Source organism: Streptomyces spinosus, from assembly GCF_020400655.1.
GTDB classification, from domain to species: domain Bacteria; phylum Actinomycetota; class Actinomycetes; order Streptomycetales; family Streptomycetaceae; genus Streptomyces; species Streptomyces argyrophylli.
Window position 1 is genome coordinate 14,658 of the sequence record NZ_JAINRC010000030.1, and the last position, 23,766, is coordinate 38,423.

The 23,766-nt window shown below is 74.7% G+C and carries 11 protein-coding genes and 2 pseudogenes; 6 read left to right on the plus strand and 7 right to left on the minus strand.

Annotation, left to right across the window (positions count from 1 at the left end):
* Nucleotides 1-15 precede the first annotated feature (15 nt).
* Nucleotides 16-882, plus strand: a complete 867-nt coding sequence (locus LG395_RS38005; RefSeq protein ID WP_225813700.1) for a 4'-phosphopantetheinyl transferase superfamily protein — start codon at nucleotides 16-18, stop codon at nucleotides 880-882.
* Nucleotides 883-1,610: 728 nt separating this feature from the next.
* Here the strand turns inward: LG395_RS38005 and LG395_RS38010 are convergent.
* Both LG395_RS38010 and LG395_RS38015 read right to left on the minus strand, forming a co-directional pair.
* Nucleotides 1,611-5,444, minus strand: a complete 3,834-nt coding sequence (locus tag LG395_RS38010) for a type I polyketide synthase (RefSeq protein WP_225813701.1) — start codon at nucleotides 5,442-5,444, stop codon at nucleotides 1,611-1,613.
* Nucleotides 5,437-14,163: a non-ribosomal peptide synthetase gene (locus LG395_RS38015; RefSeq protein ID WP_225813702.1), complete on the minus strand. Its 8,727-nt coding sequence runs from the start codon at nucleotides 14,161-14,163 to the stop codon at nucleotides 5,437-5,439. Before LG395_RS38015 ends, LG395_RS38010 begins: the two co-directional genes overlap by 8 nt.
* 470 nt (nucleotides 14,164-14,633) lie before the next feature.
* On the opposite strand from LG395_RS38015, the gene LG395_RS38020 reads away from it, so the two are divergent.
* Nucleotides 14,634-15,962, plus strand: a complete 1,329-nt coding sequence (locus LG395_RS38020) for a phthiocerol/phthiodiolone dimycocerosyl transferase family protein (protein ID WP_225813703.1) — start codon at nucleotides 14,634-14,636, stop codon at nucleotides 15,960-15,962.
* A gap of 53 nt (nucleotides 15,963-16,015) precedes the next feature.
* Nucleotides 16,016-16,534: an RNA polymerase sigma factor gene (locus LG395_RS38025; protein WP_225813704.1), complete on the plus strand. Its 519-nt coding sequence runs from the start codon at nucleotides 16,016-16,018 to the stop codon at nucleotides 16,532-16,534.
* A 193-nt stretch (nucleotides 16,535-16,727) separates the two neighbouring features.
* Here LG395_RS38025 and LG395_RS38030 read toward each other — a convergent pair whose 3' ends face one another.
* A complete protein-coding gene (locus LG395_RS38030) occupies nucleotides 16,728-17,465 on the minus strand; it encodes a PAS domain-containing protein (RefSeq protein WP_225813705.1) in 738 nt (245 codons plus the stop codon).
* A gap of 670 nt (nucleotides 17,466-18,135) precedes the next feature.
* Between LG395_RS38030 and LG395_RS38035 the strand changes: the two genes are divergently transcribed.
* The gene (locus LG395_RS38035) at nucleotides 18,136-19,425 is read left to right on the plus strand and encodes a helix-turn-helix domain-containing protein (protein ID WP_225813707.1); all 1,290 of its coding nucleotides are present in this window, start codon (nucleotides 18,136-18,138) and stop codon (nucleotides 19,423-19,425) included.
* Between the two features lie 179 nt (nucleotides 19,426-19,604).
* On the opposite strand, the pseudogene LG395_RS38040 reads toward LG395_RS38035, so the two are convergent.
* Nucleotides 19,605-19,799: pseudogene (locus tag LG395_RS38040) on the minus strand (winged helix-turn-helix transcriptional regulator); the annotation flags it as partial.
* A 3-nt stretch (nucleotides 19,800-19,802) separates the two neighbouring features.
* On the opposite strand from LG395_RS38040, the pseudogene LG395_RS38045 reads away from it, so the two are divergent.
* Together LG395_RS38045 and LG395_RS38050 are read left to right on the plus strand one after the other, a co-directional pair.
* A pseudogene (locus LG395_RS38045) lies at nucleotides 19,803-20,096 on the plus strand (NADP oxidoreductase); the annotation flags it as partial.
* A 37-nt stretch (nucleotides 20,097-20,133) separates the two neighbouring features.
* Entirely contained in the window at nucleotides 20,134-20,970 is an 837-nt protein-coding gene (locus LG395_RS38050) for a DUF6461 domain-containing protein (protein WP_225813709.1), read from the plus strand.
* Between the two features lie 257 nt (nucleotides 20,971-21,227).
* Here LG395_RS38050 and LG395_RS38055 read toward each other — a convergent pair whose 3' ends face one another.
* From LG395_RS38055 to LG395_RS38065, 3 genes are all read right to left on the minus strand, one after another.
* Nucleotides 21,228-21,971 carry an SOS response-associated peptidase gene (locus LG395_RS38055; protein ID WP_225813711.1) on the minus strand — a complete coding sequence of 248 codons (744 nt, stop codon included), beginning with the start codon at nucleotides 21,969-21,971 and terminating at the stop codon, nucleotides 21,228-21,230.
* Between the two features lie 223 nt (nucleotides 21,972-22,194).
* Nucleotides 22,195-22,968: a DUF2182 domain-containing protein gene (locus LG395_RS38060; RefSeq protein ID WP_225813713.1), complete on the minus strand. Its 774-nt coding sequence runs from the start codon at nucleotides 22,966-22,968 to the stop codon at nucleotides 22,195-22,197.
* Complete coding sequence (locus LG395_RS38065) at nucleotides 22,965-23,579, minus strand: DUF1326 domain-containing protein (protein WP_225813714.1); 615 nt, start codon at nucleotides 23,577-23,579, stop codon at nucleotides 22,965-22,967. The genes LG395_RS38060 and LG395_RS38065 overlap by 4 nt, the downstream gene beginning before the upstream one ends.
* Between the last annotated feature and the right edge of the window lie 187 nt (nucleotides 23,580-23,766).

Consider the following 23,766-nt stretch of genomic DNA (forward strand, 5'->3'; position numbering starts at 1 on the left):
GCGGAGCGCGGCCCCTTGACCGGCCCCGGCGGGTCCGCCCGGGGCCGGGGCGCGGACCTCGGCGGGCCGGGGTCTTACGGCCGTACGGCCCCCGGCGTTCCCGCCGCGGCGTCCGGCTCCCTTCACGGCCGGCGGCCCGGGGCCTGCGCCGCCGACGCCGGGCGCCTGCCCGCGGCCTTCGCCGCCCTGGCCCGGCTGCGCCCCCTGCCGGCCGCCGCCGGGCTGGGCCTCGGACTCGCCCATGTCGGTGAGCCGCGGTTGGGGCCGGGCGGCCCGGCGGAGGCGTCCGCGGCGGCGTCGATGGCGCCACGCCGCCGCCGGGAGTTCCTGGCCGGGCGGCAGGCCGCCCGCCGCGCCCTGCGCGCGGTGGGCGCGGACTGCGGCGAGATTCCCCGCGCGGGTCGCCTGCCGGTGTTCCCGCCCGGACGGGCGGCGTCGATCTCGCACAGTGCCGGGATCGCCGTCGCCGTGGCCCGTGCGCCGGGGCAGAACGCTCCGCTCGGCTGCGACCTGGAGCTGCGGCCGCTGCCGGCCGGCGCGACACGGCTGGTGCTGCGCGCGGACGAGGAACGGCTGGTGGACACCGCTGCCGGACCGGAGGACACGCCCTGGCCGCTGACGGCCCTGTTCTCGGCCAAGGAGGCGGCGTGGAAGGCGCTGTACCCCGCGGTGGGGCAGGCCACGGCCCCGTCGATGAGGACGCTGCGGGACCTGCGGGCCAGGCCGGAGGGCGAGGAGCTGTGGATCGGTCTGCGCGCGGATCCCGCGTACACGGTGCGGGTGCGCGCGCTGCCCGTCGGCGCGGGCGTGTTCAGTTACGTGGTGGGCTGGGCCGACGCCGCGCCCGCACCGGCCGACGGCATGGGCGACGCGGCCGATTAGGGGCCGCCGGGACCGCTCGCGCCCGGGAAACGTCCGCCACGGGGACACCCGCCGCCCGCCGGAGCGGATCACCCGCGCACACGTGTCCCCTGCCGGCCCGGCTCGCCGACCGTCCGACCGTCCGACCGTCCGACCGTCCGACCGACAAGGACCGCCTCCCGGCAGCCTCGTCGACGCGCGCCCGTGATCGTGCGCGCTCGCCTCCGCCCAGCCGGTGGGCCGGGCCGATGCCCTGGAGGGCGAGGGCGGTGGGCCGGGCCGATTTCCTGGAGGGCGAGGGCACGAAGGCAGCCGTGCCGCGTCCACACAGAGCGCGGCCCACGTCGCCGTCGTAGCCCGTGGTCCCGCCGCGGCTGACGACCCGGCCCCCGCTGTCGAACAGGTACGGGGACACGGGCACGGTGTCGCGGCCCCGGCGCTCCGGCCCGACGCGCGGGACGCGGGGCTCGCCGAGTACGTCCCGGACGCGCCGGCGACGGCGCGGGCGCCGCTCACCCACCGACTCGTGGCCCCCTCGTCCCAGGTGTCCGGCAGCCGGCCCCGTGGCCGACCGCGTGCCCCCCCTCGGCCATCCGGCGCCGCCCGGACGGGTGGTGGTCGACGCGCGTCGCCCCCACCTCCACCGCGACCTGCCCGCGCCGACGGGTGGGACGTCCACCACGTCGGTGCGGGAGGCGCCGGCGGACTCAGGCGGGCGGAGGGGCGCGCGGGCGGCGGGCCGGTGCCGGTCACGAGCTCGTGCGGCCGTCGACTCGGTACCTCGGGGCGCGCAGGGCCTTGGCGACCGTTTCGCCGATGCGGGCGATCGGCTCCGGCTCGGTCATCTCGTAGTGACCGCACGGCACTTGGTGGTCGTGAAGGGTGCCGTCGACGTACGGGCGCCAGCCGTCGGCCTTGCCGGGCTGCACCGCGAGGTCGCCGGAGAACTCCGTGGCCGGTTCCTGGGCCGCGCTGAAGAACAGCACGTCACCGCGGAAGCGACCAGGGGCGAACTGCGGTGCGATGCGCAGGTTGTTGCGCATGACGGCGGCGATGGCGGCGGCCTCCGCGCGCGTGACGGGGGAACCGGCCGGATCGGCGGCCAGGGCGGCTTCGATGCGGTCCAGGACCGACTCCACCTCCGGCGCGGCCCCGGGCGCCAGGGGCAGGCCGGCGACCCGCGACAGCAGGGCGGCGACCTGTCGTTCGGCCGTCTCGGGGTCGTAGGTGGTGCCGTGGGGCTGGGGCGCGTCGAGCATGGCGAGGAGTTCGACCCGTTCACCGGCCTCCTGGAGGGCGCAGGCCATGGCGTGTGCGACAAACCCTCCGTAGGACCAGCCCAGCAGCCGGTAGGGACCGTGCGGCTGTACCCCGCGCACCAGGTCGAGGTAGGCGCCGACCATGGCGGCGGCGTCGGTCGCGGGCGGCCGGGTGCCGTCCAGCCCCAGGGCCTGGACGCCGTAGACGGGCTGGTCGCCGCCCAGGTGGGGCAGCAGGCCCGTGTAGCGCCAGGACACGCCCGCCCCGGGGTGGAGGCAGAACAGCGGGGTGGCGGTGCCCTCCGTGCGCAGGGGCAGCAGCGGGCCCAGCGCGGTGGCGGGGGCGGCGTTCGGCGCCGTGCCCGCCGGTTCCTCGGTGAGCAGGCCGGCGACCGTGGGAGCGGCCATCAGCTTCGCGGCGGGGACGTCGAGGACGCCCGTCTGGCGCAAGCGGCCGGCCAGCAGCACGGCGCGCATCGAGTCGCCGCCCAGGTCGAAGAAGTTGTCGTGCACGCCGATGCCGCCGATGCCGAGCGTCTCCTCCCACACCCGGGTGACCGCCTCCTCGCGCGCGGAGCGCGGCGGCACGTGCTCCGTCGTCAGCCGGGGACGCGGGGCGAGGGCACTGGCGGCCGGCGCAGCGGCCGGGCCGTCGGGCGCCGGGGCGTCCCTGCGGACGCCGGGGGCGTCGATCCAGTGGCGGTGGCGTTCGAAGGCGTACGGCGGCAGCGGCACCGCGCGGGCGGTGCCCGGCACCGGTGGAAGGGCGGCGTCCACGCCCGCGCACCACAGCCGGCCCAGGGCCTCGGCCAGGACGAAGGAGTCGGCCGCCTGGGCCTTGGCGTGCCGCATGGTGGTCACCGTCACCGGTGTCTCGCCGGCGAGCCGGCTGCCGGCCAGCTTGGTCAGCGTGTCCCCGGGGCCGATCTCCACCAGGACGGGGTGCAGGCGCTCCCACAGGGCGGCGATGCCGTCGGCGAAGCGCACGGTGCGCCGGGTGTGGTCGAGCCAGTGCTGTACGGAGGTGGCCTGCGCGTCGGTGATCCAGGCGCCGGTGACGTTGGTGACGTAGGGGATGCGCGGCGGACGCAGCGTGACCTGCCGCAGGTGGTTCGCGAAGGCAGGCAGCACGGGATCCAGGACGTGGGAGTGGGCCGCGACGGGAATGCGCAGGCGGCGGAAGGGCGTCCCCCGGCGGGCGAGGCCGGCCTCGAAGCGTTCGACGGCGTCGAGGTGCCCGGCGACGGTGCACGCGGTGGGGCCGTTGACCGCGGTCAGGGACAACTGCTCGTCGAGCAGCGGCAGGACCTCCTCCGCCGGCGCGGCGACGCCGGTCGTGGCGCCGCCCGCGGAGCTGATCAGCCGGATCCGTTCGGTGACCAGCGGCAGCATCTCCTCCAGGTCGATCACCCCGGCCAGGCAGGCCGCCGTGTACTCGCCCAGGGAGTGGCCGATGAGGGCGTCCGGGCGCACGCCTGCCTCCATCAGCGTGCGGGCCAGCGCGTACTCGGTCACCACCAGGCCCAGGAGGGCGTCGGTGTCGTCGGCCGGCCGGCGTTCGACCAGCGTGCCGCGCAGATCGCCGCCGAGGACGGGCCGCAGGATGCGCGCGCACTCGTCGACGGTGTCGCGGTAGACGGCGTGCTCGCGGTAGAGCTCCGCCCCCATGCCCGCGTACTGGGTGCCGCCGCCCGGCAGCAGGAACGCCACCCGGGCCGGGTCGTCGCCCACCGGCGGGGTGACGGGCGCGGCGGTGCGCAGGGCCGCCACGGCCTCCTCGCGGGAGGCCGCCGTGACGGTGAGGCGGTGGCGCAGCGCGGGCCGCTCGGCGCGCAGGGAGTACGCGACGTCGTCCAGACGCAGGCCGGGACGGCGCTCCAGGTGCCGGGCCAGGGCGTCGGCCTGGCCGCGCAGCGCGCCGGCGGTGCGTGCGGAGACCGGCAGCACCAGGCGGCGGCCGTCTTCGGCCGGGCGGGACGCGGCGGGGGCGGCCGGCGGGGCCTCCTCCAGGATGACGTGGGCGTTGGTGCCGCCGATGCCGAAGGCGGAGACGGCGGCGCGGCGCGGGTGGCCGCGCTCGGGCCAGTCCTCCAGGGACGTGGGCACCCGGAAGGGGCTGGAGTCGAAGTCGATGAGCGGGTTGGGCCGGTCGAAGTGCAGGCTCGGCGGGATCTGCCGGTGCTCCAGGGCCAGCACGGCCTTGATGAGCCCGGCGATGCCGGCCGCCGCTCCCAGGTGGCCGATGTTGGTCTTCACCGACCCCAGGGCGCAGAAGCCCCGCTGGTCGGTGCTGTGCCGGAAGGCCTCGGTGAGCGCCGCCACCTCGATCGGATCGCCGAGCTTGGTGGCGGTGCCGTGCGCCTCGACCAGGCCGATGGTGTCCGCGTCGACCATCGCCTCGGCCTGGGCCGCGAGGATGACCTCGGTCTGCCCGGCGGCGCTGGGCGCGCTGAAGCCGACCTTGCGGCGCCCGTCGTTGTTGACGGCGCTGCCGCGGATGACGGCGCGGACGCGGTCGCCGTCGGCGAGTGCGTCCTCCAGGCGCTTGAGGACGACGGCACCCACGCCGTCGCCGGAGGAGGTGCCGGCGGCGTCGGCGGCGAACGCGCGGCAGTGGCCGTCGGGGGAGAAGGGCCCGTCGGGCACGTGCCGGTAGCCCAGGGCGGCGGAGGGGTTGAGGGAGACCGCGGCCGCCAGCGCGGTGTCGCAGCGGTGGTCCAGCAGGTCCTGGCAGGCGGTGTGCACGGCGACCAGCGCGGTGGAGCAGGCCGTCTGCAGCGACACGCTCGGGCCGGTCAGGCCCAGTTCGTAGGAGACGCGGGTGGCGAGCGTGCCCAGGGAGTTGGCGGTGGCCGCGTGCACGAGGGCGACCGAACCGGGCTGCCCGGCGAAGCGGGGATGGACGTGGGCGGGGTAATAGCGGCTGTCGCCGCTGCCCGCGTACACACCGAACGCCCCGTTCGTACGTCCCTCGCCCAGACAGCCGGCGTCCTCCAGGGCGTGGTAGGCCGTCTCCAGCAGCAGCCGCTGCTGCGGATCGACGACGGCCGCCTCGGCGGGGCTGTAGCCGAAGAAGCCGGAGTCGAAGCGGTCCATGCCCTCCACGACGGACGCCATGCGCACCAGCGAGGGGTCGTCGAGGTCGCGCGGATCGCCGCCCGCGGCGAGGAACTCCTCGTCGCCGACCGGGCGCACCGACTCCCGGCCGGCCGCCAGGTTCTCCCAGAAGGCGTCCAGGTCGTCGGCCCCGGGGAAGCGGCCCGCCATGCCGATCACGGCGACGGCGGGGACGTCCTCGTCGTGCGCTGCGGGGGTGTCATGCATGGCCGCGGTCCTTTCCGTGCCGTGCGGTGCGGCGGGCACGTGCCGCACGCTGCCGTTGTGCTTGTTCCTTGGCGCGGTCCAGGCCGCTGGGCGCCGGTTCGGCGGGCCGTGCCGCGCCGGGGCCGGCTGCCCGGCCGGCGTCTGTTCCCGGCTCCGGTGACGGCTCGGCGACGGCGGGGCCGGTGCGGGCCGCCAGGTGGCGGGCCAGGTCGCGCACGGTGGGGTGGGCGAACAGGTCCACGACCGTCAGATCGGTGCCGAAGGCGCTGTTGACCGCGCTCTGGGCGGTGACCAGCAACAGCGAGTTGCCGCCCAGGTCGAAGAAGTTCTCGTCCCGTCCCACCCGGTCGCGGCCCAGCACGCCGCACCACACCTCGGCGAGCCTGCCCTCCAGCTGCCGCACGTCCTCGCCCGGACCGCCCGCCTCCCGGCGCCCGGTGGCACCGGCCGAGCGCAGCACCCAGTCGTCACCCAGGCCCGCGGCGAGGGCGGCGTCGGCGGCCGCACGGTACAGGGCGCCGAGGTCGGTGCCGTCCGAGAGGCCCACGCGCGCGACCGGCCGGCGAACCTGGCGGGCGGGTGCCGCCACGTGACTGCGCACCCACGGGGCGGTGCGGTCGGCGCCGATGAGCAGGTGCGGCTCGTCCAGCGCACGGGCGAGATCGAAGGAGCGCAGCGCGGCGGGCACGTCCAGCAGCCGGTAGCCGCGGGCCTCGGTGAGCGCGGCGAGCCGGTAGCCGCGGCTCACGCCCCGCTCCCGCCACATGCTCCAGGCCAGGGACTGCGCGGGCAGCCCGAGGCGGCGGCGGTGCAGGGCGAGGGCGTCGAGGTAGGCGTTGGCGGCGGCGTAGGCGGCGTTCATGGCACCGCCGAAGTACCCGTTCACCGAGGAGAAGGTGACGAAGGAGGCGACCGGGTGGTCGGCGGTCAGCCTGTGCAGCGTCCACGCGCCCTGCGCCTTCGCCGCCAGCGCCTGCCGCCAGGTCTCGCCGTCCAGCTCGCCGACCGGGCGTTCGACGAGCGCTCCGGCCAGATGCAGCACCGAGGTCAGCTCAACGCCCCACGCCTGGGCGGCCGCGTCCACCGCGGCGCGCACCTGCCGCTCGTCGGTGACGTCGGCGCACGCGTAGCGGACCTCGCCCAGCTCGCTCAGCCGCCGCAGCAGCTCGCCGCGCTCCGGTGCGCCCGCCCCGGTGGCCAGTGCGTCCTCGGGGGTGCGGCCCAGGATCAGCAGGCGGGTGCCGGGCGCGCGCAGCAGGTGGGCCGCGACCTCGCCGCCGACACCGCCCAGTCCGCCGGTGAGGAGTGTGAAGCCGTCGCCGGGCCGCTGCCGGACGGGCGCCGGCGTGTCGGGCAGCGGGGCGAGCCGGCGTACGTAGCGGTGCCCGCCGCGGTAGGCCACCTCCGCGCCCTCGGCGGCCGCTCCCGCCTCGGCCAGCAGCAGCGGCAGCCGGTCCTCGCCGTCGTCCGGCGGGAGGTCGAGGTGGGTGGCGCGCAGCCGGCCCAGCTCCTCGCCGAGGGACTTCAGCAGGGCGCCCGCCATGGCCCGTTCCGGGCGGGGCCGGTCCTCGGCGCGCACGCCCTGGGCGCCCGCCGTCACATACACCAGGTCGACGGGCTGCCGCCGCTCGGGCCGGGCGGCGAGGGCACGCGCGAGGGCGAGCAGGGACAGGGCGCCGGTGTCCTCGTACGGTGGCGTGCCTGTGTCGTCCCCGGGGGCCAGGCCGCCGAGGTGCAGGACGGCGTCGACCGGCCGCTGGTCGCGTTCCAACTGCTCCAGCAGGGTGGTGAGGTCGCTCTCCTCGCCGGTCCGCAGCCGGTAGCGTGCGGCGTCGAGCCGGGCGTACGAGGCCGCGTCGGTGGCCAGGGTGCACCGCCCGCCGGCGGAGCGCAGCGCGTCCGCGACCCGCCCGGCGAGCCGCTGGACGTCCGGGTCGCCGCCCGTCAGGACGAGGGTGTGCCGGCCGGGTGCCGTCTCGCGGAGTGTGCCGGGCCGCGCGCGCTGCCACACCGGGCGCAGGAACCAGTCGGGCACGGTGGCGGCGGTACCCAGCACGAGCTGGGCGGCGCGCACCTCCTCGTCGAAGGCGCCGGCCTCGAAGCTCTTGCGCAGCCTGGTGCGCTGGATCTTGCCGATCTCCGTCTTGGGGATCGCGTCCTGGGGGACGGGGACGAGGAAGGCGGGGCTGACGCCGATCTCCCGCGTCACCTTGCCCGCGATCTCCCGCAGCGCGGCGGCCGTGTCGCCCGCCGCGGCCTCGGGGGAGAGGTGGAGGAACAGGGCCAGTTCGTCGGTGGTCGCCGAGGGGTCGGAGCGCACCGCGACCGCGGCGGTGAAACTGCGCACCACGTGCGGCAGTTCCTCGACGCAGGCCTCGATCTCGTGGCTGTAGTGGTTGACACCGTTGACGATGATGACGTCCTTGGCGCGGCCGGTGATGTACAGCTCGCCCTCGCGCAGGAACGCCAGGTCGCCGGTGTCGAACCAGCCGTCCTCGGTGAACGCCTCGGCGTTCGCAGCCGGGTTGTCGTGGTAGCCGCCGGTCACGGAGGTGCCGCGCACCTGGAGGCGGCCGGCGTCGCCCTCGGCGAGCACCGTCCCGGCGTCGTCGACGACGCGCATGGCGAAGCCGGGGTAGGGGCGGCCGCAGCTGACGAACGTGCCCTCGCCGGGGCCGGGTTCGCCGGGCAGCACGGCGTCCGTGACCACCGAGCAGGTCTCGGACATGCCCCAGCCGGGGTGCATCACGTCCTGTGGCAGGCGGAAGGGCTTGAGCGTGTGCAGGAAGCGGCGGGCCGCTGCGGCCACGACGACCTCGCCGGCGTTCATCACCAGACGCATCGGCGACAGGTCCCAGGTGCGGTCGGCGAAGCGGTCGGCCTGCTCGGCTAGCAGGCCGAAGGCGAAGTTGGGCGCCCAGGTGACGGTGACGCGGTGGCGGTCGGCGAGGTCCATCCAGCGCAGCGGGTCCTGGAGGATCCAGGAGGTGGGTGCGTGGATCTGGCGGCAGCCCAGGTACACGTCCCGCAGGTGGAACATCACCACGCCGGTGACGTGGTCGAGCGGGATCCAGTTCAAGGAGACGTCCGCGGCGCCGAGCCCGTTCATCTGCTCGGTGGCGGCCGAGCGGGTCAGCACGTTGCGGTGGGTGAGCCGCACCGCCTTGGGCAGACCGGTGCTGCCGGACGTCATCAGCATCAGGATGAGGTCGTCGGGCCGGGCAGGGTACCAGTCGCGGTCCTCGGCCGCCTCGCGCAGCTCCTCGGCCGTGGTCAGCCGCAGCCCGGGCCAGTTCTGCCGGGCGGCCAGCTCGCGCAGGCCCGTCTCACGGTCGGCGGAGCACACGATCCAGGGCCGGCCGAGCATCCGCCAGATGCCCTCCAGCTTGGTCAGCGCCGCCGAAGGCGTGCCGTAGGAAGCGGGCACGGTCAGCGGGACGGCGACGAAGCCGCCCAGGATGCAGCCCCACAGCACGGCCAGGAAGTCCTCGGTGGCGTCGCACTGGAGGATGACCTGGTCGCCGGGGCGCAGTCCGGCCTCGCGCAGTCCGGCCAGGACCCGGGAGGCCTCGGGGATGAGGGAGGCGTAACTGCGCCGGTGCTCGCTGCCGTCGGCGTGGACGTGGACGATGTCGCCCTGTCCCAGCTCGGCGGCGCGGCGCAGGGCCTGCGCCCAGTCGGAGACGGACGGCTCGGCGAGCGCGGGCCCCTCGCTGAGCGCCGGCACGGCGGACGACGCTCCCGTGCCGGCGGTGCCGTCCGCGCAGGCCGCGGTCGCGGTGCGATCGGGCAGACCGGCGTGGCGTCGGCCCAGTTCCTCGGGGACGTCCTCCGTCGTCACCTCGGCGGCGGTCACCCCGGGCAGGCGGGTCAGGCGGTCCTGCCAGGCGGCGGCCGAGGCGCGGTCGACGGCGGGCAGGGCCCGGAGCGCGTCGGTGTCCAGCGTGCCGTCCTCACCGAAGGGCAGGGCGTTGACGGCCGTGACGCGGACGCCGTCGCGGCCCGCGCGCCGCAGGACCTCCTCGACGCGTTCCACCGCGTCCGCGCGTCCCGGCACCACGAACAGGCGCGGCACCCGGCCGTCGGGGGCCGGCAGGGCCCGGGCGTCACGGATGCCGGGCACGGACAGCGCCGCCGCCTCCACCTCCGTGACCGCGACCGCCGGCGGCGCGGGGGCGCGCTCGGGTACCGCGGCCAACTGCCCCACGCGCACACCGGGATCGGCGCTCACCGCGCGCAGGACGTCGTGCAGGGCGCGGGCGAACGCCTCGGCGGTGGACGCGTCGTACAGATCGGTGGCGTACTCGATGTGCAGGGCGAGGCCGTCGGGGGCGCCTTCGCCGGTGTGCCGTTCCAGGACGTCGACGAAGAGGTCGAACTTGGCGGTGCCGTTCGCGGTCGGCCGCAACCGGGCCCGCTGCCCGTCCAGTTCGAGGAGGGCCGGTTCGTTGTTCTGCAGGGCCAGCATCACCTGGAACAGCGGGTGCCGGCCGGCGCGGCGGGGCGGGTTGAGCTCGTCCACCAGCCGGTCGAAGGGCAGGTCCTGGTGGTCCAGGGCGGCCAGGTCGGCGGTGCGCAGCCGGGCGAGCAGATCGCGGAAGGCGGGGTCGCCGGAGGTGTCGGCGCGCAGGACCACGGTGTTGGTGATCAGCCCGATCAGGTGGTCCAGAGCAGGCTCGGTGCGGCCCGCGACCGGGGTGCCCAGGACGACGTCCTCACCCGCGCCGCAGCGGGTGAGCAGGGAGCTGACGGCGGCGTGCAGCACCATGAACAGGCTGGCGCCCTCGCGGTCGGCCAAGGCCAGCAGGTCACGGTGGAGGGCGGCGTCCACGACCGTCTCCACGTGCGCGCCGGTGCCGCGCGGCACCTCGGGGCGCGGCCGGTCGCCGGGCAGGCTGCACTCTTCGGGCAGGCCGGCCAGGGCCGTGCGCCAGTGGGCGGTCAGCCGCTCCAGCCGGCCCGTGCCGTCCGGGGCGGGCGCGAGCAGGGCGCGCTGCCACAGGGCGTAGTCGGCGTACTGCACCGGCAGCGGATCCCAGTCGGGTGCGCGGCCGGCACGGCGGGCCGCGTAGGCGGCGCTCAGGTCCTCGGCGAAGGGCCGCAGGGACCAGCCGTCGGCCGCGCTGTGGTGCAGCAGGAGCAGCAGCGTACGGTCGTCCGCCGGGCCCAGCAGCCAGGCGGCCAGCGGGCCTTCCGCGCTCAGGTCGAAGCGGTGGCGCATGGCCGCGCGGACGTGGGCGGCGCTCTCCGCGGCCGGGCAGTCGATACGGCGCAGAGGCGGCCGCAGCGCGCCGGGCGCCAGGACGCGCTGGTGGGGAGCCCCGTCGTGCACGGCGAACACCGTCCGCAGACTCTCGTGGCGGTCGGCCAGATCGCCGAGCGCGGCCTCCAGGGCGTCGGCGTCGAGACCGGCGGGCGGCCTCACCACGAGCGGGATGTTGTACGTGGCGGCCTGCTCGTCGAGGCGGTCGAGGAACCACATGCGCTCCTGCGCGAAGGACAGCGGCACGCGGTCGGGACGGACGGCGGCGCCCAGGACCGGCCGCGGCAGGGCGTCGACGGAGTGGGCGGCCAGCCGGGCGGCGAGGGCAGCCGGGGTCGGTGTCTCGAACAGGGCGGTGATGGGGATCTCCGCGCCGGTGTCGTGCCGCAGACGGGCCAGCAGGCGGGTGGCGAGCAGCGAGTCACCGCCGAGGTCGAAGAAGTTCACGTCGGTGCCCACGGTGTCGCGGGGCAGCTTCAGCACGTCCTCGAACAGGGCGCACATCAGGGCCTGGTGCGGGGTCGCGGGGCGGGTGCCGGAGGCGGCGGCGGTGAAGTCCGGTTCGGGCAGCGCCCGCACGTCGAGCTTGCCGTTGGCGGTCAGCGGCAGGGCGTCGACGGTGACGCAGGCGGCCGGGACCATGTGCTCGGGCAGGCGGGCGGCGGCGTGGGCGCGCAGCTCGGCCGGCTCGGCGGGCGTGCCGCCCGCGGTGAGGACGTAGGCGACGAGCTGCTGGGCGCCGTTGCCGGCGCGGCGGCTGATCACCGCGGCCCGGGCCACCCCGGGGTGGGTGGCGAGGACGGCCTCGATCTCGCCCGGCTCGACGCGGAAACCCCGGATCTGCACCTGGGCGTCGGCACGGCCGAGGTAGTCGAGGGTGCCGTCCGGGCGGCGCCGCGCCAGGTCGCCGGAGCGGTACATCCGGGCGCCGGGCGGGCCGAACGGGTCGTCGAGGAAGCGCTCGGCGGTCAGCTCGGGCCGGTGCAGGTACCCGGCGGCCACCCCGGCGCCGGAGACGTACATCTCGCCGCTCGCCCCGGGCGGCACCGGGCGCCCCTCGGCGTCGAGGAGGTGGACGCGCAGGTCGGACAAGGGCCGGCCGATGACGCTGCCACGGCGTGGGTCGTCCAGGTCCGCCCGGGTGAGGCGGTGGTGGGTGACGTGCACGGTGGTCTCGGTGATGCCGTACATGTTCACGAGCGCCGGGCGGTCCAGGCCGTGCCGGTCGGCCCAGGGGCGCAGCCGCGCCGGACGCAGGGCCTCGCCGCCGAACACGACGTGGCGCAGCGCCCCGCTGTCGCCGCCGCGTTCGAGGTCGGCGTCGATCAGCTGCTCGAACGCGGACGGTGTCTGGCTGAGGACGGTCACGCCCTCGCGGTGCAGCAGCTCCAGGAAGTCGCGGGGGGAGCGGCTGACGGCGTAGGGGACGACGACGACCCTGCCGCCGTGCAGCAGGGCGCCCCACATCTCCCAGACGGAGAAGTCGAAGGCGTAGGAGTGGAACAGCGTCCAGACGTCGTCGGGACCAAAGGCGAAGTGCTCCGCGGCGGCGGCGAACAGGCGCACGACGTTGGCGTGCGGCACCGGAACCCCCTTGGGGCGGCCGGTGGAGCCGGAGGTGTGGATGATGTACGCGATGTCGGCGGGGCTCGTCGGCCCGTGCCGGTCGGCGTCGGTCAGGTCGCCGGCGGGGCGGTCGGCGAGGTCCGCCGTCACCCGCGGGTCGTCCAGGAGCACCGCGGGGACCGACGCGCCGGCGAGGTGGGCGTGGGCGCGCTCGGTGACCAGGGCGACCGGGGCCGCGTCCTCGACGACCAGCCGCAGCCGCTCGGCCGGGTGCCCGGGATCCAGGGGAAGGTAGGCGGCACCGGTCTTGAGGACGGCGAGCAGAGCGGGCAGCAGCCGTACCCCGCGCTCCAGGGCCAGGGCCACCACCCGGCCCGGACCCGCGCCGCGCTCGGTCAGCAGCCGGGCCAGCCGGTTGGCCTCGGCGTTGAGCCCTGCGTAGGTGAGGTGCAGGTCGCCGCAGGTCACGGCGGTCCGCCCGGGGACGGCGGCCGCCTGCTCCTCGAACAGCTGCGTGAGGGTGCGCTCGACCGGATACGTGCGGACGGGCGTGTCGCGGGGGTGCTCGCCCGGCAGCAGGACGTCCAGCTCCCCCAGCGCGGTCGCCGGCGCCGCCTCGGTCAGCCGGCGCAGGACGGTGAGGAACCGCTCGCGGTGCAGGGCGAGTTCGTCGTCCTCGTACAGGGCGGGGTTGGCGTCGAAGGCCAGCCACAGGCCGCCCGCCTCGGCGCCGGGCCGCACCGAGATCTGCAGGTCCTCCACCGCTCCGCCGGACAGATGGTGCCAGGTGGTGGGGTGGCCGTCGAAGACGGGTGACTCGTCGAACGGGACGATGTTCAGCACCGGTCCGTACAGCCGGCGGCCGGTGCCCAGCAGCCCCAGGTCGCGGCGCAGGTACTCACCCCGGTAGGCCTGGTGGCGGCGCAGGGTGCGCAGCTCCTCGGCGACACTCCGGGCGAACTGGGCGAGCGGCGTTTCCGGGGCGGCGGCCACCCGCAGGGGCAGGACGTCGGAGGCGGTGCCCGGGGTGCGCAGTGCGGCGCTGCCCAGACGGCTCATCGTGGCCAGGCCCAGCACCAGGTCCTGGCTGCCGGTCATGCGGTGCAGGTACACGGCGGTGGCGGCGGCCAGCAGGTCGGTGCGGGCGACCCCGAGCCGGGAGGCCGCCTGGTCCAGAGCCCGCACCTGCGGCGGCGTCAGCTCGGCGGTGCTGCGCAGGAACGGAGCGGTGGGGGGCGCCGTGCGCGAGGTGAGCCGCGCGGGTTCGGGCAGCCCTGCCAGGCGTTCGGCCCAATGAGCGCGGTCACGGGTGTGGCGTTCGCCGGCGCGGTAGGCCGCCTCTTCCTCCTGGAGCCGGTTCACCGGTGCGAAGGTGGCGGCGCCCGGCTCACGGCCCGCGGCGAGCGCGTTGTAGGTCTCGGCCAGGCGCCGTCCCAGGAGCTTGTAGCTGTAGCCGTCGAGCAGGATGTGGTGGGCCCTCAGCAGCCAGATGTACCGGTCGGGCGCCAGCGTCAGCAGGGCGTGCGAGAACAGCGGGCCCTTCTCCAGGTCGACCGGGGTCGCCAGGTCCGCGCGGATCCAGTCCCAGGCGGCCGTCGAGGGGTCCTCGGCGTCACGGACGTCGACGTGGTGCAGGGGCCAGTCGTCGGGGTCCGCGGCGCGCCGGCAGCGGGGGCCGTCCTCGGTGTCGACGAAACGCAGGGCGAAGGTGTCCGCCTCGGCGACCGTGCGGCGCAGCGCGGTCTCGAACAAGCCCGCGTCGAGCGGCCCGTGGATCTCCACCGCCTCACCGGTGTTGTACGCGGCGCTGTCCGACGCGAGCCGCCCGGCGTACCAGAGACCCTCCTGGGCCCCGGACAGCGGACGCCGCTCGTCCTGCTGGAGTGACATAGCACAACCCTCACGTGGCAAGCCGTAATGTCCCGGCCGGCGACGGCACGACCGGATCGGAGTGGTGCGGCCACCGCTTCGTGCCGCCCTCGCGTGTGGGTACGCGCCGGGCCGGTCCACCAAGCGGAAAAGGCAGGCCGCACGCCGGGGGCCTGGCGAACACGCACCCTGGCCCCGGTTCTACGGCACATCACGGTGCGCCACCGCACTCGGCACGGTCAAGACGGCACCGGTCCACGAGCGGCATTCCAGGGAATTCCCCAGAGAACGTCGAGCCAGGGAGTGCACGCACGACCCCAACTTCTAGGGAATTCACGCAACTTCGCCTTCCGAAGGTCTCCCGGGTGGATTCGGGGACGACGCGCGGTGCACTCTCGGACGCGACTCCCCGACGCCCGCGGCCACGGACCGGTGACAGGCCGTGCCGCCCGCGGGACCCCCATTGGACGATCGAGAAGAGGGCTGCCCTCATGCACCGTGCGCTGTGTCCGGTCGAGACGCTCTACGTGGGCCAGCGAAGCAGGGCCGTGCTGTCCTGCACCCTGCGCGGACGCGTCGACATCGAGGCGCTGACCGCCGCGTTCCGCGCCGTGACGCAGGCCAACCCGACCCTGCGCTCCCGTATAGTGGCGGACGGCACCGGCCATGCGCTGGCTCTGCTCGACGAGACCGAGCGGCCCCGCCTGGAGACCCGCACCGGAGATCCGGCCGAGGCCTACGCGACGGAGCTGAACAGGCCCCTCCCGGTGGGCGGCCCGCTGTCGCGCGCGGTCCTGGTCAGCGCACCGGACGGCACGGACCACCTGTTCGTCCTGGTGGTGGACCACACGGTGACCGACGGCCACAGCAGCATCACGCTGCACAACACCCTGTGGGACTACTACCGGTCGCTCGTCACCGACGGGCAGGCACGGACCGTCCCGGCCGACGCGGCGGACGCCCCGGACTGGCCCGAGCCCGTCAGCACACTGCTCCCCCCGGCCGACGAGGCGGACACCGCCGCCTACCTCGACGCCCGCGTCACGCGGACCAAGCGGCACCCGGTCGAGCTGGTGCCCTACGACGCGGCACACACCCACGGCCAGGCGCCGGCCGCCGGGGCGGGGGAGGGGCACATCGAGGTGTGCCGGCTCACCCTGGACACCGAACACACCACGCGCCTGCGTGAGAGGGCGCGGCAGGCCGGCGTGTCCGTGCACGCGCTCATCGCCGCGGCCCTGCTGACCACGGCCCGACGGCGCCTCGAGGGCGAGGGCTCCCGCACCCTCGGCTGCCTGTCCCCCGTCGACCTGCGCTCCCGGCTGACGCCACCGCTGCCGGCGTCCGCCATGGTGCCGGCGGTCACCACGCACCTGCAGACCCTGGAGGTGGCCGCCACCTCCGACCCGCTGGAGCTGGCGCGTACCGTCCACGCCCGGGTGAGCGACTTCATCGCCGGCGGCGGTCACTTCCACGAGATGCGCATCACCCCCGAGATCCCCCGCAATCCCGCGCTCCAGCTGGCCACGGTGATCGTCACCAACATGGGTGTCGTCCCGGGACCCCGCCTGCCCGGCGACCTGCGGGTGGTCGACGTCCGCCTGGTGCCCGCCCGCGAGCACTACTTCCCGCAGGCCGGCCGCAGCCCCGTCATGGCGTGCGTGGTCTCCTTCGAAGGCCGCCTGGCCATCGAGTTCCCGCACTACACCGCCTGCTTCAGCCCGTCCTTCATGCGGGCCTTCCGCGACGAGGTGCTCGACGGCCTCCTCGCCTTCGCGTCCGCGGCCCGGCGCGAGCCCGCCACCGCCGACGCGGGCTGAACGCCACCCGCACTCCCTCAAACGCCCGTCGCCTCAAGGAGTCCTCCTGCGACATGTCCACCGTCAGCGAACTCGCCTCCCCCCTGACGCTGCTGCCGCGCGCCCAGTCGGGCGACGAGCACGCCATGAACCACCTGCTGAACCACATCACGCCCTACGTCAACCGGATCTGCCGGTCCATCACCCGCGACGACGCGGCCGACGCCACCCAGGAGGCACTGCTGGCCATCTACCGCGGGCTGGGCCAGCTGCGCGAACCGGTGGCCTTCTACGGGTGGGTGCGCGCGGTGACGGTCCGCGAGGCCGTGCGCACCGCCAAACGCTTCGGCGAGGAACAGACCTGCGGGCAGGTCGAGTCGCAGCAACAGGCGAACCCGCTGGACGCGGTGCACATCAGCGATGTCCTCGAACGTCTGTCGCGGGCGCACCGGCAGGTCCTGACCCTGCGCGCCTACGGTCTGAACGAGGAGGAGATCGCGGAGGTGCTCGCGCTGCCCGTGGGCACGGTACGGTCCCGCCTCTTCCGCGCCCGCCGCCGCTTCCAGGAGGCCTGGCAGCCCTCGGCGGCGTGAGCCGAGGGGAGGACGGTGCCCGGGAGCAGGGGACGGCCGCACCGCTCCGCCCGGAGGCCGCCGCGCCCTGCTCCCACGGCGACCTCCTGGGAGCGGCCGGGCGCGGCACCCCCGAGGGCGGTCGCGGGCGGCCGTACCGCGAGGGCCGTGGCGTTCCTGACACCACGGCCCTCGTCCAGGGCGACTGCCGCGCTCAGGACTTGACGCGGTCCGGCCGTACGCGTGGCGGCCACTGGCCGGCGGCGAACATCCCGAGCGCGTGCGCACGAGAGACCAGCGCGGGCCGGTTGGGGGTGTCGAACCTCCGCAGCATCTGACCGATGCGGTACTCGATGCCCTGGCGGCTCAAGTACAGGCGGGAGGCCAGCTGCACCGTCGATTCGCCGCGCGCCACCCCCTCCAGTACCTGCGCGTCGAGAGCGCTGAGCACAGGTGTGTCGCCGGCCGCCGGGGCTTCGTCCTGCTGCGGTGCGGGAGACGTAGGTGTGGGGGCGCCGGCGAGGCTGCGAAGAAGAACGACGACGCCGGACGTCTCACCGGACAGGCCGTGCACGGCGATGCCGGTGATGTCGGCCCGGAAGAGTCCGCCGGCACCGTCCTTGCCCATGACCTTCTCGGTGAACCGGGGCCGGCGGCCCGAGGAGAGAGCGAGGAACCGTTCCCGCAGTCGGGCGGGTGCCGGTGAGTGCAGAAGGTCGAGGAGGCGGTACCCGCGTATCTCTTCCGAGCCGAGGCCGAAGTGCCGGGCGAACTCCGGCTCCGCGGCCGTGATGACGAGGTCGTCGGACAGAGGGCGGGCCGTGCAGACGGCACGCGACGCGGGAGCGGGGCGTGAGCTGTTCGTGAGCGGGGCGCGGCGCAGGGGAGGGGCCGGGTGTGCGGTGGAGTGGTGCTTGCGGGGCGAGGCGTCTGGGAAACTCGTGGTCGCCACGGACGTACCGTCCTTTTGCTGCGCGTAGTGGGGGTGGGTGTGGGGTGCGGGACGGACCGGTGCGTAGGTGCCGGGGTGTCGGCGGGCGTCCGGCGCACAGGCGGGCCACCGCGTCGGCGGCCGCGGTCTGCTGTTCCGCGTGAGGGTGGCCCGGTGGGCGTGTGCGGATGGTCCTGGACGGCTGGTCACGGGGAGCGGATGCGCCCGACGAGGACGGGCCGACGGCCGGATAACGTTGTCACGGCCACTCGGTCTCGCCAGGTGGCATGCAGACCGGCCGTGGACCGGGTGTGGCGAGCCGTGGGACGGGTCTTCGCGTTGAGCCCGGTCGGGCGTGGCGCGGCACGGAGACCTCCATGAGACGAGTTGGGGGAATCGCGTCAGGACGGCACCTTCGAGGCTAAGGGGCGGCAACCCCCTTGGCAAGGGTTTGCCAGATGACCTGTGTCTCGTGCCAACTCCCATGTGCGGGACCGTCGTTGCAGTGGAGCACGCCCACCCCTCGGCCGCTCACTGCACAGCAACACGCCTACTGACCAGGCGAATTGCTGCCCGGTTATCGCCTTGCCGCCCCTCAATGGGATTCGTAAAGTGTTGACAACTCCAGATCTCCGAACGAACGGGCCGAGGGGCGGAGGTCTGGCATGCGTCACGGGAGCAGAGGTGGGAGATGCTCGAGCAGCCGCACTTCGGCCGTCGGCTCAAGAGGCTCCGGCTGGAGCGAGGCCTGAGCCAGGCAGGGCTCGTCGGCGACGGCATGTCGACGGGGTACCTGTCGCGCCTGGAGTCGGGGGAGCGCCGGCCCACCGAACGCGCCACGGCGTATCTCGCCGAGCGGCTGGGCGTTGACGCGTCCGCCCTTACCGCCCCTTCACCCCAGCGGTCCCTCACCCGCGAACTGGCGGCCGTGTTGTCGGCGCCGTCCGGCACCTACGACCTCGCGGCCCTCGGCCGGGCGGTCGACGAGGACGCCGACGACGATCCCGCCGCCCGCTGGCAGGCCCTGTGGTTGCTGAGCCGCGCGGCCGGCCGTCTCGGCGACTACCCGCAGGAGCGCGGGCACCTGTTGCAACTCCTCGAACTGAGCGAGCTGTTGGAGGTACCCGAACTGCGCGTGCGGTCATACGTGCAGTACGCCCGTTGCCTGCGCGCCCTGGGTGACATGTGCACGGCAGAGCCGGCTGCCGCCCAGGCGTACTCCCTCGCGCGCGCCGAGGAACTGTCCGTGTCCGACACCACGGCTGCCCTCATGGTGCTGATCGGCATCGAGGTCGAGCTGGGCAGGCTGGACGCTGCCGCGCGGCACGTCGACGAACTCGAGCGGGACTGGCTGCCCGTGGCCGCACCGGCACAGGCGGCCGAGGGGTGGTGGACCGTCGCCATGGTCCGCAACCGCCAGGGCGACCACGACTCCGCCCGGACCGGACTGGAAACGGCCCTGCGACTCCTCGAGGGCAAGGACGACCTGACCCTCTGGATCCGGCTCCGGGCCGCAGCCGCCGCCGCCGCGCTGGAGATGTCACCGCCCCGGCCGGCCGCGGCAGAGCGCTGGCTCACCGAGGCCGCGTCCGTCGTGGACCTGATCGGCACGCCGGTCCAGGTCCAGGAGCTGCGCGCACTGCAGGCCCACCTGGCCTTCCACCGGGGCCGGACGGACGAGGCCCGCGCGATCAGCGGCACACTGCTGGCCGAGGAGGACCTGCGCCTGCCCTACCGCGACCGGGTACGGCTGTCGGTCCTGTACGGCCGCCTGATGATCCTGTCCGGCCGTGTCGACGAGGGCATCGACCTCCTCCAGCGGCTCGGCCATCAGGCGGCGGAGTCCCAGAACCTGGACCTGGCCGCACATGTCTGGCAGTCCTTGGCCCAGACCCTGGCGGACCTGCGCCTCCCGCACACGGCGGCCGGCGCCGACACCACACCTCAGCCATCCGGTCAAGACGACAGCGCACGCCCGTGACGCGGCCCACCACCGGCCCCTTCAGCGGAACGCCGGTCGCGGTTCGGACCGCGGTGCCCGCGCCGCGCTCCCCAGCGGTCGGCGGTTCCCGCGTCGCCGGCCCGAGGCGGCCGTTACGGCCGAGACCGACGTGTCCGAGCCGGCAGCCGGTAGCCGGCAGCCGGTAGCCGGTGAGCGGGCTAACGGCTCCGACTGGCGGCGTTCCGCCGGCGACGTCTGCGCTCACGCTGCTGGCTCGTCTGACAAGTTGGATGAGGGGACTGCGATGCGGCAGTGCATGCCGCTTCCTGGGCGGCCACGACCTCATCGCCGTGCTCGAAGGCCCAGGCGCCGACAGCGTCGATGGGCGCCAGCAAGGTCCGGCCCAGAGCGGTGAATACGAGGACGTGTGGCGCATGCGACCGCCCGTCTTCGACGGACGGCCACTGGCCGTGCCGGTCTGCGGGGACGATGAGACGGCCCTCCTCGTGCGTGTACGCCAGTTGGTGCGGGACGTGGGCTGTGACCCCGTGGCCGGCGGCGGTCTCGAGCGTGCGGGACTCCTGGAAGCGACCGCCGCGCTGTTCATCGCCCTGTGGGTCGGTGAAGGGGCGGATGCGCAAGCGATCGCACCTCCGCTGGACTATGCGGCCGGACCGAGCCACCGGGAAACGGAAGGTGGCACGGGCTGACCGGGCGTTGTCAGAGGCATCGGGCACACTGCGCCGTATGAACCTGGTGACCGCACACGACTACGCCTGGATCCGGACCTCGCCGCTCTTCCGCCACATGATGGGGAGCGGGTACACCTTGACACTGATTCGGGGGCGGAGCCCGCAGGAGGTGCTGCGTGCGCTGGAGGCGGAACCGCGCGGCACCGGGGAGGGCACGGCCGGGCTGATCGCGGCGGATGACGCTCACCGTGCCGGGGTGGATCACGACTACTGGGACGAGTCCTACGTCGCCGGCGCCTTCAAGGCCACTGGCGAGAAGGGCGACTGGACAGTTGTCCTCGGCTTCGACGGTGGCCTTGGGATGCCGTGCGCCGAGACGCTGTCGGAGGGCGGCAGGGTCGTGGCGCACTCGAGCAACGGCGGCAAGCCCATCCACCTCTTCCACTGGTTCGAGGACGGTGAGCTCCGTACGGCGTTCGAAGGCCCCTCGGCGCGCGACGGCAGCAGCCCCGATGAACTGGTCCCCTTGTTGCGGGAAGTCGGCTTTCCGCTGACTCCCGGAGGAGAACACGACGAGAACGCCCCGGACGTCGACGGGAAGGCGGCGGTTCTCGCTCTCGCCGAGAGACTCACCGGCATACGTGTCACCGAACCCCTGCTCCAGGACGCCACGTACGAACTGGGACTCGTCCCCGAACAGCCCGCCGAGGAGTGGACCGGCCTGGTCGTCGACATCACCGATGCCCACGGAGAGCGTCTGCACAGGGAATGGACCTACGAGGAGATCGCGGCGGCTTCCGACCGCGCACGAGCGGAGGCGAACGCGCCGGTCGAGATCACCTACGACGAGCCTCTCGCCAAGGATCGTTCGGAACACGAGACGGGTGAGTAGCGACGGCCGCGTTGGGGACCCTACGGGCCTGGTCAGCGGGCCGGTCCGGGGGCGACACGAGGGGGCGCTGTTGCCGGCACCCGGCGTCAGCGGTCCGCCCACCTCGCCCCCGACGACGCGCTGTGGGCGCCGCTGGACCGGGCCGGCGCCGAGCACGTCCCGCCGCGCCCCGGGCACCGTCGCCGGGCGCGTGGCCGCGGACCCCCAGGCGTGACGAGCCCCGGCACCCTCGGCTCGCGGTACGACCCTGGCTGCGGCTACAGGCTGACCGGGTCGAGGAGTTGGGGGCCGTTGTTGCGGACGTTGTTGACAGCCGTGGAGACCGGGCGGGCCTCCAGGTGTCCGTCGGCGGGCCGGCCGAGGAGAGACCGCAGCTCGTCGGGGTCCTGATGCGCGGGGTCGAGCCAGGCCTCGTAGTGGTCCTCGGTGAGGGCGAGGGGCATGCGCGGATGCACGCGGCCGGCCGCGTCGGTGGCCTCGGTGGTGATGATGGTGCAGGTCGTCAGCCAGGCGGCCGGGTCGTCGTCCTGGCCGACGGCCGGATCGCGCCAGTACGCGTACAGCCCGGCCAGCGCCATCACCTGGTCGTCCGCGGGGTGGATGAAGTACGGCTGCTTGCGCACCTTGCCGGTGACCGGGTCCTTTTCCGGCTGCCACTCGTAGAAGCCGTCCGCCGGGAGCAGGCAGCGGCGTGTGCGGAACGCACGGCGGTAGGCCGGCTTCTCGTGCACGGTCTCCACCCGGGCGTTGATCATCCGCGCGCCGATCTTCGGGTCCTTCGCCCAGGACGGCACCAGGCCCCAGCGCAGCGGCCGCAGCTGCCGCACCGGTGCCGCGGCGCCGCCCTCGTCGCGCGGGGCGCGTTCCAGGACGGCCCACACCTCGTCGGTCGGCGCGACGTTCCAGCTCGGCGTGAGCGCCTCCGTCGTAGGCCACTGGGTGGCATGGAACAGCTGCGCCAGGTCCTGCGGGCTGCGGGTGGCAACGTATCGACCGCACATGCGACCACTCTCTCAAGAGTCCGGCCGCTCGACGAGGCACCGCGCGCCGGTCCGAGGTCAGCGCGGCCCCCGTACCAGACCGCGCCGTACCGACGGCGTCGGTTGCGGCGACCGCGCCTGTTCCAGGCGGGTGTAGTAGTCGGTGCTGCCCGGTCCCCTCGGGCTCGAGAACGAACGGACACTGCATCCCGGCGTCCCCAGGCGGGCGACGCGGTGACCGGGGTCATGTTGGTGGCAGGCCCATGTCCGTCATGCCGCCGCCCGTGAGGTTGGGCGCCAGCAGGGGCAGCCAGAAGACACCGATCGCGAGGGCGAGCGAGGCCAGTCCCACGGCGCGGGCGAGGAGACGGCCCCGTGGCAGGCGTTTCTCCGCGGTGATGACGGCGGCGAGGCCCACCGTGGCCCACAGGTTCATCACACCGAACGCGGTGAGCAGCAGCATCAGGGACCAGCAGCAGCCCAGGCAGAACGCTCCGTGATGGGCCCCGGCGCGCAGGTGGCGGGCGGGGCCGCGGTACGACGCGTAGTACAGCAGCGAACCGACCAGTGAGCGGCACCGGGTGAGACAGACGTCCTTGAGGGGGGTGAGCTGGTAGGCACCGCTGAGGGCGAAGACGGCGGCGGCCACCGCCGTCCCCGCGGTGGGATGAGCGGTCGCCACCCGTGCCGCCCCGGCGGCCAGCGCGTACGCCGGCAGTCCGGCGGCCGCCCAGACCAGCAGGTAACCGGCGGTGAACGCGATCAGGCGCGGCGTCCGGCGCGCGGGCGCGGTCCGCGCGTACAGCGAGGCGACCGGTGCCGTGGCCGGCAGCATCATCGCGGCCATCATGATCGTCCACGTGCCCAGGAAGGCGGGCAGCTCGCCGGCCGAGGTCCCCGCTCCCATGTCACCCCGGCGCAGTGCCGTCCACGTCCAGGCCGCCGCCGTGGCCGCCGCGAGGAGGACCGCTCCCGTACGGGCCGTGGGGCGCCGGGCCGCCGTCGCGGGCCGCGTCACGCCGACCACGAGAAGGGCGCCGAGTGGGCGTTGTGGCCGGTGAAGTCCCAGGAGCGGCCGTGCACGCCGTGGCCGACGGCCCGTGTCGACCTGGCGACGGTCAGCGTGCTGTTCGCCGGGTGGAACACGCCGGACAGTTTCATCACCGGACCGTCGTCGCCGAACTGCGGGGCGACCTGGTCCTCGATCTCGATGTGGATGGCGTCCGCCACCCGCACGGTGTGCCGGCGGCCGTCGTCGCGGAAGTCGATGGGTGCGCGTTCGACGCCGAGCACCTCGGCGACGAGAGGCACGAGCGCCGCCATCGGTCCGCCCGCCTGCCCGGAGAACACCTTGCCCAGCGCCTCCGCCTGGCCGTCGTCGGCCGAAGCGTCGACGTACAGCGCCACCTGCCAGCCGCCGTCGGCCATCACGCGCGGCGCGTCGGCGAAGACGACCACGTTGCGGTCGGAGACGTCCACGCCGTCGACCTCACCCTGTGCGACGTGGAACGCGAACGTCACCTGACAGCGCTCGTTGTCGGCAGGGGCGGTCAGGCCCGAGGTCGTGCAGGGGCACACGGTGTCGCAGTTGCAGCTTTCGAAGTAGGTACCGGTCACGTTCCACGCCATTTCCGTACTCCCGCCCGGTCCACCCGCCGGCAGTACGAAGTGACGCCCACCCGACGGGGCGCGAGGCCCGGCGCGGGCGTCGGCCTGGTGCGACGCTCGCGCTCAGGAGGAATTCGGGGCCGCGGACACCGCCACGCGTCCGCCGGCCGCAGGGTCGGTGTCGGGATGACCTCTCGGCCGACACGGC

Coding starts and splice junctions, on each gene's coding strand:
- LG395_RS38010 (WP_225813701.1), bottom strand. CDS start 5,444: ATGCATGACACCCCCGCAGCGCACGACGAGGACGTCCCCGCCGTCGCC.
- LG395_RS38015 (WP_225813702.1), bottom strand. CDS start 14,163: ATGTCACTCCAGCAGGACGAGCGGCGTCCGCTGTCCGGGGCCCAGGAG.
- LG395_RS38020 (WP_225813703.1), top strand. CDS start 14,634: ATGCACCGTGCGCTGTGTCCGGTCGAGACGCTCTACGTGGGCCAGCGA.
- LG395_RS38025 (WP_225813704.1), top strand. CDS start 16,016: ATGTCCACCGTCAGCGAACTCGCCTCCCCCCTGACGCTGCTGCCGCGC.
- LG395_RS38035 (WP_225813707.1), top strand. CDS start 18,136: ATGCTCGAGCAGCCGCACTTCGGCCGTCGGCTCAAGAGGCTCCGGCTG.
- LG395_RS38050 (WP_225813709.1), top strand. CDS start 20,134: ATGAACCTGGTGACCGCACACGACTACGCCTGGATCCGGACCTCGCCG.
- LG395_RS38055 (WP_225813711.1), bottom strand. CDS start 21,971: ATGTGCGGTCGATACGTTGCCACCCGCAGCCCGCAGGACCTGGCGCAG.
- LG395_RS38065 (WP_225813714.1), bottom strand. CDS start 23,579: ATGGCGTGGAACGTGACCGGTACCTACTTCGAAAGCTGCAACTGCGAC.